The organism is Cupriavidus sp. 10L43_2 (assembly GCF_056395265.1).
The window spans coordinates 161,590-174,320 of the sequence record NZ_JBFTJE010000008.1 but is presented as its reverse complement, the minus strand read 5'-3'; the positions used below and the strand labels follow the sequence as shown (position 1 = coordinate 174,320).

The 12,731-nt window shown below is 68.9% G+C and carries 10 protein-coding genes; 5 read left to right on the top strand and 5 right to left on the bottom strand.

Annotation, left to right across the window (positions count from 1 at the left end):
• Window positions 1-9: 9 nt before the first annotated feature.
• From flhF to AC1DEL_RS14175, 4 genes are all read left to right on the top strand, one after another.
• Window positions 10-2,559 carry a flagellar biosynthesis GTPase FlhF gene (gene flhF, locus AC1DEL_RS14190; RefSeq protein ID WP_092295883.1) on the top strand — a complete coding sequence of 850 codons (2,550 nt, stop codon included), beginning with the start codon at window positions 10-12 and terminating at the stop codon, window positions 2,557-2,559.
• A 12-nt stretch (window positions 2,560-2,571) separates the two neighbouring features.
• Window positions 2,572-3,375: a MinD/ParA family ATP-binding protein gene (locus tag AC1DEL_RS14185; RefSeq protein WP_092296232.1), complete on the top strand. Its 804-nt coding sequence runs from the start codon at window positions 2,572-2,574 to the stop codon at window positions 3,373-3,375.
• Window positions 3,376-3,484: 109 nt separating this feature from the next.
• Window positions 3,485-4,201, top strand: coding sequence for an RNA polymerase sigma factor FliA (locus AC1DEL_RS14180; RefSeq protein ID WP_092295880.1), 717 nt, complete (start codon window positions 3,485-3,487; stop codon window positions 4,199-4,201).
• Window positions 4,201-4,653, top strand: a complete 453-nt coding sequence (locus AC1DEL_RS14175; protein ID WP_255370854.1) for a flagellar protein FlhE — start codon at window positions 4,201-4,203, stop codon at window positions 4,651-4,653. The genes AC1DEL_RS14180 and AC1DEL_RS14175 overlap by 1 nt, the downstream gene beginning before the upstream one ends.
• A 26-nt stretch (window positions 4,654-4,679) precedes the next feature.
• Here AC1DEL_RS14175 and AC1DEL_RS14170 read toward each other — a convergent pair whose 3' ends face one another.
• On the bottom strand, window positions 4,680-5,636 hold the full coding sequence (locus tag AC1DEL_RS14170) for a tripartite tricarboxylate transporter substrate-binding protein (RefSeq protein ID WP_092295877.1): 957 nt from the start codon (window positions 5,634-5,636) through the stop codon (window positions 4,680-4,682).
• A 49-nt stretch (window positions 5,637-5,685) separates the two neighbouring features.
• Window positions 5,686-6,795, bottom strand: a complete 1,110-nt coding sequence (locus AC1DEL_RS14165) for a TauD/TfdA family dioxygenase (protein ID WP_092295875.1) — start codon at window positions 6,793-6,795, stop codon at window positions 5,686-5,688.
• Window positions 6,796-6,938: 143 nt separating this feature from the next.
• Between AC1DEL_RS14165 and AC1DEL_RS14160 the strand changes: the two genes are divergently transcribed.
• On the top strand, window positions 6,939-7,817 hold the full coding sequence (locus tag AC1DEL_RS14160) for a LysR family transcriptional regulator (protein ID WP_092295872.1): 879 nt from the start codon (window positions 6,939-6,941) through the stop codon (window positions 7,815-7,817).
• Here AC1DEL_RS14160 and AC1DEL_RS14155 read toward each other — a convergent pair.
• The 3 genes from AC1DEL_RS14155 to AC1DEL_RS14145 all read right to left on the bottom strand — a co-directional run bounded on the left by AC1DEL_RS14155 (window position 7,814) and on the right by AC1DEL_RS14145 (window position 12,525).
• Window positions 7,814-8,167: a DUF1428 domain-containing protein gene (locus tag AC1DEL_RS14155; protein WP_092295869.1), complete on the bottom strand. Its 354-nt coding sequence runs from the start codon at window positions 8,165-8,167 to the stop codon at window positions 7,814-7,816. The genes AC1DEL_RS14160 and AC1DEL_RS14155 overlap by 4 nt on opposite strands.
• A gap of 68 nt (window positions 8,168-8,235) precedes the next feature.
• Window positions 8,236-10,173 (bottom strand): hybrid sensor histidine kinase/response regulator, encoded by a 1,938-nt coding sequence (locus AC1DEL_RS14150; RefSeq protein ID WP_454757544.1) that lies wholly within the window; start codon window positions 10,171-10,173, stop codon window positions 8,236-8,238.
• Window positions 10,174-10,281: 108 nt separating this feature from the next.
• On the bottom strand, window positions 10,282-12,525 hold the full coding sequence (locus tag AC1DEL_RS14145) for an NADP-dependent isocitrate dehydrogenase (RefSeq protein WP_092295863.1): 2,244 nt from the start codon (window positions 12,523-12,525) through the stop codon (window positions 10,282-10,284).
• Window positions 12,526-12,731 lie beyond the last annotated feature (206 nt).

Here is a 12,731-nt window from a genome sequence, read left to right as displayed (position 1 = left end):
GGAACGAACATGAGCGTGGCGAAGTTTGTGGCGGCCAATGGCCGCGAAGCGATGCGCAAGGTGCGCGAGGCCATGGGCCCCGACGCCGTGGTGCTGTCCAACCGGGCCATCGAGGGCGGCGTGGAAATTGTGGCGATGCGCGATGCGGACCTGGGCGCCGTCAGCGCCACGGCGCAGCCGTACGCGCCATCCGCGTCATCGGCGTCATCGGCATCGATGCTGTCGATGAGCCCGATGGCGCCGCTGTCTTCGATGCCCCCGTCGTCCTCGATGTCTCAGTTCGCACCGGCCCCGATCGCACAGATGCCGTCGATGATGACCGCCGACGCGTCCGACCCGGCCGCGCTGGGGGACCTGCGCGGCGAGCTGGCCTCGATGCGCAGCATGCTGGAGCGCCAGTTCGCCGGCCTGGCCAACACGCCCGCCGGCGTGGCCGCTGGCGACCCGCTACGCGAGTCGCTGTTCGAATGGCTCGTCAACGCCGGCTTCTCGGGCCAGCTTTCGCGCACGTTGCTCGCCCACCTGCCAGTCGGCACGGACCGTCCGGCCGCGATGGCCTGGATCCGCCAGGAACTGGCCCGCAAGGTGCCGGTGCTGGCCGATGAGGACACGCTGTTCGCGCAGGGCGGCGTGCTCGCGCTGATCGGCCCGACCGGCGTCGGCAAGACCACCACCACCGCCAAGCTGGCCGCGCGCTTCGTGCTGCGCCACGGCCCGGGCAAGCTCGCGCTGCTGACCACCGACCGCTTCCGGATCGGCGCGCACGAACAACTGCGTATCTATGGCGACATCCTCGGCGTGCCCGTGCATGCCGTGAAGGACGCCGCCGACCTGCGCTTCGCGCTGTCGGCCATGAAGGACAAGCACCTCGTCATCATCGACACGGTGGGCATGAGCCAGCGCGACCGCAGCCTGTCCGACCAGATCTCGATGCTGGCCGGCGTGCAGGCCCCGATGCAGCGTGTGCTGCTGCTCAACGGCGCCGCGCACGGCGACACGCTCAATGAAGTCGTGCACGCCTACCGCAACGACACCGCTGGCGACGCCGCCGGTATCGACGGCTGCATCATCAGCAAGCTGGACGAAGCCACCCACCTGGGCTCGGTGCTCGACGTGGTGATCCGCCACCGCCTGCCCGTGTTCTACGCCTCCACCGGCCAGCGCGTGCCGGAGCACCTCGAACTGGCTCAAGCCGATGCCCTGGTCGAACGTGCCTTCCTGACGCCGCGCCGTGGCTCGCTGTTCGCCGATGCCGATGTGGCGCGCCGCCAGGCCAGCGCCGCCGAGCCAGCCCAGACCGAGCGTGCCGGCGCCGACGATGTGCTGCGCTCGCTAACCGACAGCGCCAACGCCGTGGGCGTGTGCGTGGAGGAACTCAACGGCGCGCAGTACGGCTTCGACGTGGCCCGCTCGCTGTGGCAGCAACGCGGCGCCGGTGCGCCGGCGCTGCGCCAGATGGCCCAGCAGGTGCGCCTGTCGATGTGCCGCGACGCCAGCCGCGCGTGCGACCGCTACGTGCTCGCTGTGACCGGCACCGCCTCGCAGACCGTGCCGGGTCGCCGCGCCCCGCAACTGCTGCAACAGACGCTGTGGCTGGCCGACCGTGACGGCACGCCGCTGGCCACCACGGTGGTGCCCGCCGGCCGCACGCGCCAGTCGATGGCCGAAGCCGAGGCGGAAGCCGAAGCCGCCACCGTGCGCGCCACGCTGGCCGCCGCCCGCACCGTGGTCAACCTCAATGCCTCGCTGCCGTCCGCCGCCACGCTGGCGCGCTGGCAGCAACTGGGCGAACGCTGGGTGGCCGGCACGCGCAAGACCACGCGCGTGATTGCCGACGGCGCCGCCAACAAGCTCGACACCATTGCCGATACGCTGACCTTCCTCGCCATCGGCGACACCACCTGCCGCGACCGCGACGCCGTGCACTGGCTCGGCCACTGCATGGTGCGCGTGCCCGAAGGCCAGGTGCGCGCCGCCGCCCGTGGCCGTGGCCAGGGCGCCGGCGCCGAGGCCGGCACCGAGGCTTGCCTCGTGGTGTCCCGGCTGGTCGATCGAGAAACCGGCGACATGCTGTCCGTGGACTACGTGCTGTGCGACCCGGCGCTGGCCGACGTGGCCGCCCAGGTGGCCCGCTGGGCCCAGTGGACGCACCACGCGGAAGAGCAGTTCCGCACGCTGCGCCATGCGATGGAGCACTTCGCGCAGGGCAGCGAGGGCAACGGTGCGGGCGACGACGACACGCTCGGCACGCTGGTCTCGGTGCAGCTCGGCCTGACCGCGCTGCGCCTGCAACACAACCCGACGCCGACGGCGCCCGCGTTCCTGTCGCGCCTGGCTGGCCGCGCCACCGCCCGCGTCAATGCGCCGGTGTCCGGCGCCGTGCTCAACGAAGGCATGGGCCGCCTGCTGGCGCTGCTGGACGTGCTCGAGAACTACCCGGGCCGCAACGTGGCTTCGGCCCCGGCCCCGGCATTCGACGACACGCCCGACTCGGCGCGCCAGGCGATGGACGCCCTTGGTGCCAGTGCCGCCCGTCAACTGGCCCCCGCAGGAGAGTAAGCCTTGAACCTGATGGGCTCCGACCAGGCGGAAAGCCTGCGCCGCATGCTGGCACCGCGCGTCACCCGGCGTATCGCCGTGGTGGGCTGCGAGGCCGGCGCCGGTGCCACCACCGTGGCGCTCGGGCTGGCCAACGCGCTCGCCATGCAGGGCGAACGTGTGCTGCTGGCCGATGAAGACCGCGCCGCCGCGCGCGCCACCCGGCTTGCCGGCGCGGCGCCGAAGGCCACGCTGGCCGATGTGCTGGGCGGACGGATGCCGTTCGACGCGGCGGCGGGCACCCGTGCCGCCAGCGGCGTGGCCGTGCTGCCGGCCGGCAACGTGCCCGCCGGCGCGCAGATCGACGACCGCGCCTTGCCGGGCATCCGTACGGTGCTGGTCGATGCGCAGTCGAGCGAGTCCGGCGCGCTGTCGCCCATGGCCGGCGCGGCGCACAACTTCGTGATCGTGATGCGGCCCGAGGCCACGTCGATCACCGCTGCCTACGCCTGCATCAAGCGGCTGCACCATGAATTTGCATGCCGTCACTTCCAGCTGATCGTCAATATGGCGGACAAGGAAGCGACGGTGATGGCCCTCTCGCGCAACCTGGCCCGCACGGCGAGCCAGTACCTGGGCGTGGAGGCAAGCCTGGCGGGCTACCTGCCGCTGGATCCGCTGGTGGCGCGTGCGCTGCAGCTGGGCCGCTGCGTCGTGGAGGCCTATCCGGCCGCCGCGGCCACCGGCGCGCTGCGCCACGTGGCCAGCGGCATCGGGGCATGGCCGCTGCGCCAGGAAGCAGTCTCTCCGGGGATGGCCGCGGCCGTTCCCGCCTGATACCAGAACAAGAAGTCGCAACAACCGGACCGACACTCAGCCAGCCAGTCCGCCCCGCAAGGAATGTGGGGCGCTGGCACCGAACCAAGTTATTACCGAGAATTCCACCATGTATACGATTCAGGGAAAGCTCGAACAGGCAGACGTGGTCAAGTCACATGCGCCGCTGGTGCGACGGATCGCGTTGCAACTGGCGGCCAAGCTGCCTGCCAGTGTCCAGATCGACGACCTGATCCAGGCCGGCATGATCGGCCTGCTCGACGCTGCCAAGCGCTATGAAGACAACCACGGCGCCCGCTTCGAGACCTACGCGAGCCAGCGCATCCGAGGCGCGATGCTCGACGAGGTGCGCGCCAACGACTGGCAGTCGCGCAGCCTGCGCCAGTTCACGCGCAAGATCGAGCGCACCCAGCGCAGCCTCGAACAGAAGCTCGGCCGCACGCCGATCGACTCCGAGGTGGCCAAGGAACTCGATATGGCGCTCGACGAATACCAGGAGCTGCTCAACGAGGTCTACGGCTGCCAGCTGCTGCACTACGAGGACTTCGAGCGCTCCGGCGAGGAAGACTTCCTGGACCGCCATCTCGGCGTGACCGACGACGGCAACCCGCTGACGGTGCTGATGGAGTCCGGCATGCGCGAGGCGCTGATCCGCGCCATCGACAAGCTGCCCGAGCGGGAAAAGCTGGTGCTGTCGCTGTGCTACGACCAGGAACTGAACCTGCGCGAGATTGGCGCGGTGCTGGAAGTGACCGAGTCACGCGTGTGCCAGATCCGCAGCCAGGCGATTACCCGCCTGCGCAACCAGCTGCGGGGTTTGCTGTAATGCGTGGCTGGCTGTCGATGACGGTGGCCGCGCTCTGCGGCTTCCTGCCGGCGATCCTGTCGGCGCAGGGCTTGACGAAGGCAACGCTCGAAATCGGCCCGTCGCGCCATGCCTGGACTGGCTCGGCGGTGGGCCCGATGATTGCGAACCGGGGCCAGCGCGCGCTGTCCGCGCCGATCGTGCCGGGCGGGGTGCTGCCGCAGTCGGCTGGCGTCATCACCGCGGTGCGCTGGCGTTACAGCTTCACGCGCGTGCCGCCGCCGGACCTGCAGGCCTACCTCTGCAATGCCGACCGCTGCGTGATGCTGCCGGGTGCCGAGGGCAAGACCAACGCCTTCGTTGGCGACGATGCCAGCAAGGGCTTCGTATTCGCCTTCCGCGTGCCGGGCAACGGCGGCCTGGCGCCGTCGCTGCAAGGGCGCAGCAACGAAGTGACGGTCAGCTTCCGCTAACCGTCCCGGGCTTTACATCTGCCGCCTCACGCCACGCGTGTGTGCGTGACGGCCACCACCTTCGCCCATCGCGCGATTTCCGCCTGCAGGAACTGCGCGAACTGGGCGGCGCTATTCCCCACCGGTACCAGACCTTCCCCCTGCAAGCGCTTGCGCATGGCCGGCGCTGCCACGGCCGCACGGGCTGCCGTCTCCAGTTCCCGCACCATGTCTGGCGGCATGCCGGCCGGGCCGAGCAGGCCGTACCACGAGCTGTAGTCGAAGCCCGGCACGAGATCGGCAATCGGGGCGAGGTTCGGGAACGCCGCCAGCCGCTGCGGGCTGCTCACGCCGAGCCCCTTGAGCTTGCCGGCCACAAGCAGCGGCTGCACCGTGGCCACGTTGCCGAGCAGCAGGTCGGCCTGGCTGCCCACCACATCGGCCACGGCCGGGCCGGCGCCCTTGTACGGCACGCTGACGATGTCGATGCCGGCCTCGTGCTTGAGCATCTCTCCCGCCAGATGGTTGGCGCTGCCCACGCCGGCCACGGCGATGCTCAGCTTGCCCGGCTTCGACTTCGCCAGCGCCACCAGTTCGCGCAGGTTGCTGACGCCCAGGTCCGGGCGCGACACCAGGATCAGCGGCGAACTGGCGATCAGCGAGATCGGCGTGAAGTCCTTGATGGCGTCGAATGGCTTTTTCTCGAACAGCGCCGGATTGATCGCGTGGCTGGTGTAGCTCAGCAGCAGCGTGCCGCCATCGGGGTCCGCCTTGGCCACGGCGATGGCGGCGATATTGCCGGCCGCGCCGCCCCGGTTTTCGACGATGAAGGGATGCTTGAGCCGCTGCTCCAGCTCGGCCGACAGCGAGCGCGCGACGATGTCGGTGCCGCCGCCCGGCGTGGCGCCGACGAGGACTTTCGTGACGGCCGGCGCCGCGCGCGCCAGACCCGGGGGCAGGATCAGCGCCGCCGACAGCAGCGCGAGGAAATCGCGTCGTTCCATGGTTGTCTCCGTATTTATCTTTGTATTTTTTGTGGGGCGATGCTGGCGCCTAGGCCGTGGCGGGCTGGGCGGCTGGCGCCCACGGCATCAGCGGCATGCCCAGTGCGGCGGCCTGGCGGCGCTCGTAGGCGTCGAACTCGGCACTGCGCGCGCTGCCGCGCAGGCCACCCCGCACCGCACCCGCGCGGACGTCGGTGAAGTAGTCGGCCCACTCGTCCGGTAGCGGCTGGGCGCCCGGCACGGCCAGCCAGAGCCGCAGCAGGTGGCGCTTGCGGTCGAACTCCTCGTAGTCCTCGAAATTCGTGCGCGAATGCACGGTGACATAGTTGTTCAGCAGTTGCAGGTCGCCCTGTTCGAGCTGCATCGAGAAGCACAGGCTCGGGTCGGTCAGTAGCGCGTCCAGTTCGTCGAGGGCCGCTTCCTGGGCCGCCGTCAGGCGCGGCACATCGTCGAAGTCGCGCTGGGCGGCCACCACGTTCTTGCGGTTGGTGCGCATGGCGAAGGCCCAAGGATGGTTGCCGAGGATGGTGCAGGCGTAGTGCGGCGGCTGGGCGGGGTCCTGCGCGCCCTGGTAGCTGTAGTGGAACGGGGCGTGGAGCACGGCTTCGAGGTCCGGGCGGCGGCGCAGCATGGCGTCGCGCAGGGCGATCGAGCTGACTACCTTGCTTGCGCCGCCGCTGCGGGCCGCGCGGCGGCACAGCAGGCCGACCACGTCGCAGGAATCGGTGTGGAAGTCGAGGCCGGCGTTGGTGTTGTAGCCGCGGCCGTTCTTGCCCTTGTACGCGGCGCCCACGTCGCGCACATCGTTCATGAAGTCGCTGGCGCGGTTCTGCGTGCGCGCCACGCCCATGTGCAGGCCCATGCCCCAGTAGGCGAGGCGGGTCTCGTCCTCGGTCCAGCGGTGCACGGGAAAGCCCTTCAGCAGGCACATGCCCCAGCGGCCCTGCGTGGTGTCGATGGCGCGGGCCAGCGCGTCGCGGGCGGCGGCGTCGAGCGGGAAGTCATCGGCGGTCATCTCCAGCAGCGGCTTGTCCAGCGCGATGGCGTGGGTGAGGGCGGTGTCGAAGCTGGCCACTTCGGCGGCGGAGAGGCGCTGGATCCAGGAGGTGTCGCGGTCGGCATCGGCGGCCAGCCACGCGGTGGGACGATAGGCGGTCATGGGGCGGTGTCTCGGAGTCTTATGGAAGGGACGTCTGGGTGCGGGCGCTGGGGGGCGCCTTGCATGACGTCGTGCAGCCAGTCTAAGCTTCAGAACAGCTAAGAAAAAGTGACGTTCCTTGACGTCGCTGATAAGGAAAACTGATGAAGCTGGAGACCTTCGCCACCCTCGCTGCCGTGATCGAGGAGGGCTCGTTCGCGGCGGCTGCCGCCACGATGCACCTCACGCCGAGCGCGGTCAGCATGCAGATGAAGCAGCTGGAGCAGTATGTCGGCCAGCCGCTGTTCGATCGATCCGGCCTGCAGGTACGGCCCACCGCCGTGGCCCGCGAGGTGGCCGCCGCCATGGAGGGCGGGCTGCGCTACCTCCATGCGCTGCGGCGCCGGGTGTCCGTGGCCGTGGAGGGTTCGGTGCGGCTCGGGGTGATCGAATCGATCCAGCCGGTGCTGCTGCCGGGCACGCTGCGCTACCTGCGCGATCACTACCCGAAGCTGCGCGTGCGGCCGGTGCGCGGCCGCAGCGCCGGGCTGCTGGATCTGGTCAAGGCGGGGCAACTCGATGCGGCGGTGGTGGCCCGGCCCGAAACCGGCCGCCTGGCGAGCCTGCGCTGGCATCCGGTCGGCACGCGGGAGATGGTGCTGATCGCCCCGCCGGACGCCGGGGAGGCCAGCGCGGCCGAGCTGCTTGCCCGCTACGACTGGATCCGCTACGACCGCGCCACCGTCACCGGCGCCATGGCGGCGCGGTACGTGCACGGGGTGATGCCGGAGAAACGCAGTGCGATGGAGTTCGACAGCGTCATCGCCATCGTCGCCATGGTCAGCGCGGGGCTGGGCGTTTCCGTGGTGCAGTTGATGGACCCGACGGTCTGCGACCGCTACCCGGTGCGGCGCGTGCGGCTGGGGGCCGACGCGCCGACGCTGCAGATCTCGCTCGTGTCGCGCAAGGCGGACGAGGACAGCCGGGTGCTGCAGGCGCTCACGGAGGCCGTGGAGCGCACCTTGCTGCCGGGCGTCCGCTAGGCGTCCACGATGACCTCGAAGCCGCCGAAGATCATGCGCTGGCCGTCGAACGGCATCGGGTCCATGCCTTCCTTGAGCCGCTCGTCGGCCATCGCGGCGGCCATGCCCTTGTCGCGCGCCTCGCGCGACGGCCACAGGATCCACGAGAACACCACCGCCTCGTCGTCCTTGCGCTGAACGGCCATGGTGAACGAGGTGACCTTGCCTTCCGGCACGTCGTCGCCCCAGCACTCCACCACCTTCAGCGCGCCGTGCTCCTTGAACACGGTGGACGCCTTCTGCGCCACCTGCCGGTAGGTTTCCCGATTGGCCGTCTTCACGGCCAGCACGAATCCGTCGATGTATGCCATGGCACTCGCTCCGCTGGGTCTTGGGCTTATCACCATAGACCATGGCCGTGACGTATGACGAATAGTGCCTATTTAGGGGGCGATGCAGCGCCGCCGCAATTGGCGAGGAGCGCCAGCAAGGCCTCCAGCCCCACCGGCTTCACGAGGTGGGCGTCGAAACCATGCGCGCGGGTGCGGTCGCGGTCGGCGGCCTGGCCCCAGCCGGTCAGCGCGACCAGCATCACCGGGCGGTCGCGCCAGGTCTGGCGGATGCGCGTGGCCACCTCGTAGCCATCCATCGACGGCATGCCGAGGTCCAGCAGCACCACGTCCGGCCACCATTGGGCGAGGGCCTCCAGCGCGCTCGCGCCATCGTAGGCCACCGTGGCGGTCGCGCCGTACATGTCCAGCAGCATCGCCACGCTGTCGGCGGCATCGCGGTTGTCGTCCACCACCAGCACGCGCACCGGGTTGGGCAGCGAGCCGGGCCGGCTTTTCGCGTCGTCAGCCGCGGCGGGGCCATCGCTGGCCGGCAGCGAGACGGTGAAGGTACTGCCGAGCCCCAGCCCGGGGCTGGCGGCCTGGACGTCGCCGCCATGCATCTGCGCCAGCTTGCGCGTCGTGGCGAGCCCGATGCCGAGCCCGCCCTGCGAGCGCGGCGCGTTCTTGTCGAACTGGCCGAACAGCGCGAACAGCCGCCCCAGATGCCCGGGCGGGATGCCGATGCCGGTGTCGGCCACGGCGGCGTGGATGCCGGCGGCGTCGCGCCACGCGTGCACGTCGATGCGTCCACCCGGGTCGGTGTAGCGCACCGCGTTCGCCAGCAGGTTGCCGAGGATCTGCGCCAGCCGCACCGCGTCGCCGAGCACCGGCAGCGGGGTGTCGGCCGGCTGGAGCGTCAGCACGTGGCCCGCCTGGATGGCGGCGGGGCGGGCGGCCTCCACGGCATTGCGCAGCACGTCGGCGAGGTCGAGCGGCTCAACCTTCAGCTCGATCACGCCCCGCGTGATGCGGGAGACTTCCATCAGCTCGTCGATCAGCCGCATCATGTGCTCCACCTGCCGATCGAGCATGGCCTGGAGGCGCGGCGCGTCCATCCGGGTGGCAGCGGCGGCCTGGAGCTGGAGCGCATTGTGGATGGTGGCCAGCGGGTTGCGTAGCTCGTGGGCCAGCGTGGCGAGGAATTCGTCCTTGCGGGCGTCGGCCTCGCGCAGGATGGCTTCGGCCTGCTTGCGCACCGTGATGTCGAGCGCCGTACCCAGCACATTGGCTTGATGCCGCCGGCGACCCTCGCCCTCGAACTCGACCTGTCCATTGGCCGCGTGCCAGTGCTCGCTGCCATCGGGCCAGAGGATGCGGTAGTCCACCTCGAAGCCGCCGCCACCACTCTCGTCGGCCGTGGCGATGGCGGTTTCCACGGCCTGCAGCAGCCGGGGCCGGTCATCGGGGTGCACGCGCTGGAGGGTCTCGGCCAGCGGCATGACTTCGGCCTCGCCGCCGCCGCGCAGCTCGCGCATGCGCGCATCCATATAGACCAGCCCGGTTTCCGTGTCCTGCCGGAAGGTGCCGAGCCGGGCGATGGCCACGGCCAGTTGTGCCTGGGTTTCGGTCTTGCGCAGCGCCGCCTCGGCCTCGCGCCGGGCGGTGATGTCGCGGAACAGGACGCCGACCAGCGGGCGCACCCCATCGCCCACGCGGAAGGCGTAGACCTCGAACCAGCGGTCCAGCGCGCGCGCCTGCTCGACGAAGCGACGCGGATGGCCGCGCAGCGCCACCTCGCCATAGATCTCGAACCAGTGGGCCTCGTGCCCGGGTGCGAGGTCGCGCATATTGCGGCCCTGCGCCTGATGCAGCCCGGTCTGGGCCTCGAACACGTGGTTGACGGTGACGAAGCGGTAGTCGATCGCCCGGTCGCCGTCGAAGATCACCTCGATGACGCAGAACGCCTGGTCGATCGCGTCCGCCAGCGCGTGGAAGGCGGCGCTGTCTAGGCCGGCGGCGGCGAGGGCATGCGGGGATTCCTGCACGATGTGGCTTGCCTGGTGGTCAATGCAAAAACGGCCGGCACCACGCATTGCGCGGGTCCGGCCGTTCCGGCGATTCCGCCCCGGGTGCCGGGGCGGAGGGAGCAGTCATCAGCCCTTCACGGCCTCCAGGGCCGCGTTGAGCGTCTTGCTCGGGCGCATCACCGCGTCCAGCTTGTCGAAGTCAGGCTTGTAGTAGCCGCCGATGTCGGCTGCCTTGCCCTGCACGTCCGACAGCTCGCCGACAATGGTCTTCTCGTTGTCGGTCAGCGTCTTGGCCAGCGGTGCGAAGGTCTTGGCCAGTTCGGCGTCGTCCTTCTGCGCGGCCAGTTCCTGGGCCCAGTACATGGCCAGGTAGAACTGGCTGCCGCGGTTGTCGAGCTGGCCGGTCTTCGGCGACGGGCTCTTGTTGTTGTCGAGCAGCTTGCCCGTGGCGGCGTCCAGCGTCTTGGCCAGCACCTTGGCGCGGGCGTTGCCGGACTTGATGCCCAGCTCTTCCAGCGACACGGCCAGGGCCAGGAACTCGCCCAGCGAATCCCAGCGCAGGTGGTTCTCTTCCACCAGCTGGGCCACGTGCTTCGGAGCCGAACCGCCGGCGCCGGTCTCGTACAGGCCGCCACCGGCCATCAGCGGCACGATCGACAGCATCTTGGCGCTGGTGCCCAGTTCCATGATCGGGAACAGGTCGGTCAGATAGTCGCGCAGGATGTTGCCGGTCACCGAGATGGTGTCCAGGCCGCGGATCACGCGTTCCAGCGTGTAGCGCATGGCGCGCACCTGCGACATGATCTGGATGTCCAGGCCGTTGGTGTCGTAGTCCTTCAGGTAGGTTTCCACCTTCTTGATCAGCTCGGCCTCGTGCGGACGGTACGGGTCCAGCCAGAACACGGCCGGCGTGCCCGAGTTGCGGGCGCGGGTCACGGCCAGCTTCACCCAGTCGCGGATCGGGGCGTCCTTGACCTGGCACATGCGCCAGATGTCGCCCTGCTCGACCTTCTGCGTCAGCGCCGTCAGCACTTCATTGGTGGCGTTGTCGACGATGCGGGCCTCGCCGTCTTCGGCAATCTCGAACGTCTTGTCGTGCGAGCCGTACTCTTCGGCCTTCTGCGCCATCAGGCCGACGTTCGGCACCGTGCCCATCGTCACCGGGTCAAAGGCACCGTTGGTCTTGCAGAAGTTGATGATTTCCTGGTAGATCCGGGCGAAGGTCGATTCCGGGATCAGGCACTTGGTGTCCTTGGTGCGCCCGTCGGCGCCCCACATCTTGCCGCCGATACGGATCATGGCCGGCATCGAGGCATCGACGATCACGTCGTTCGGTGCGTGCAGGTTCGAGATGCCCTTGGCCGAATCCACCATCGCCAGTTCCGGGCGATGTTCGTGGCAGGCGTGCATGTCGCGGATGACTTCCTCGCGCTTCGACTCCGGCAGGGCCTCGATCTTGGTGTACAGGTCCACCAGGCCGTTGTTCACGTTCACGCCCAGTTCGTCGAACAGCTTCTGGTGCTTGGCGAAGGCGTCCTTGTAGAAGACCTTCACGGCGTGGCCGAACACGATCGGGTGCGACACCTTCATCATGGTCGCCTTCACGTGCAGGCTCAGCATGACGCCGGTCTTGCGCGCGTCTTCCATCTGTTCTTCGTAGAAGGCCAGCAGGGCCTTCTTGCTCATGAACATGCTGTCGATGACTTCGCCGTCCAGCAGGGCCACCTTCGACTTCAGGACGATGGTCTTGCCGCTCTTGGTGACCAGTTCCATGCGCACGTCACGTGCGCGGTCCAGCGTGATCGACTTTTCGCCGTGGTAGAAGTCGCCATGCTTCATGTGCGCCACGTGGGTGCGCGAAGCCATGCTCCAGTCACCCATGCTGTGCGGGTGCTTGCGGGCGAAGTTCTTCACGGCGGCCGGTGCGCGGCGGTCGGAGTTGCCTTCGCGCAGCACGGGGTTCACGGCGCTGCCCAGGCACTTGGAGTAGCGCTTCTGGATGGCCTTTTCTTCGTCGTTCTTCGGATCTTCCGGGTAGTCGGGGATCTTGTAGCCCTTCGACTGGAGTTCCTTGATCGCGCTGACGAGCTGGAACAGCGAGGCGCTGATGTTCGGCAGCTTGATGATGTTGGTGTCCGGCAGCAGCGTCAGGCGGCCCAGTTCGGCCAGGTTGTCCGGCACGCGCTGCTCTTCGGTCAGGAATTCGGGGAATTCGCCCAGGATGCGGCCAGCCACCGAGATGTCGCTGGTCTCGACGTTCACGCCAGCCGGGGCTGCGAACGTGCGGATGATGGGCAGGAAGGCACTGGTCGCCAGCAGCGGAGCTTCGTCGGTCAGGGTGTAGATGATGGTTGGCTGCTGGGTACTCATTGCTTATCTCGCATCAAGAATCAGGTTGGAAAATGCCCCGGGTGGGTCACAGCCGGGGGCAAGACCCGAATTTTGCCTTATTTTTGGTGTCGGGAGGGGCGAACCATTGCGGTTTTTGCGCGGATGTATGCAAAGGCATTCAGATGTCGAAGTCGTCTCTGTCGCGCATCAAGCCTGCAAGTCCGTCAATTGTCGGCCATCTTCAT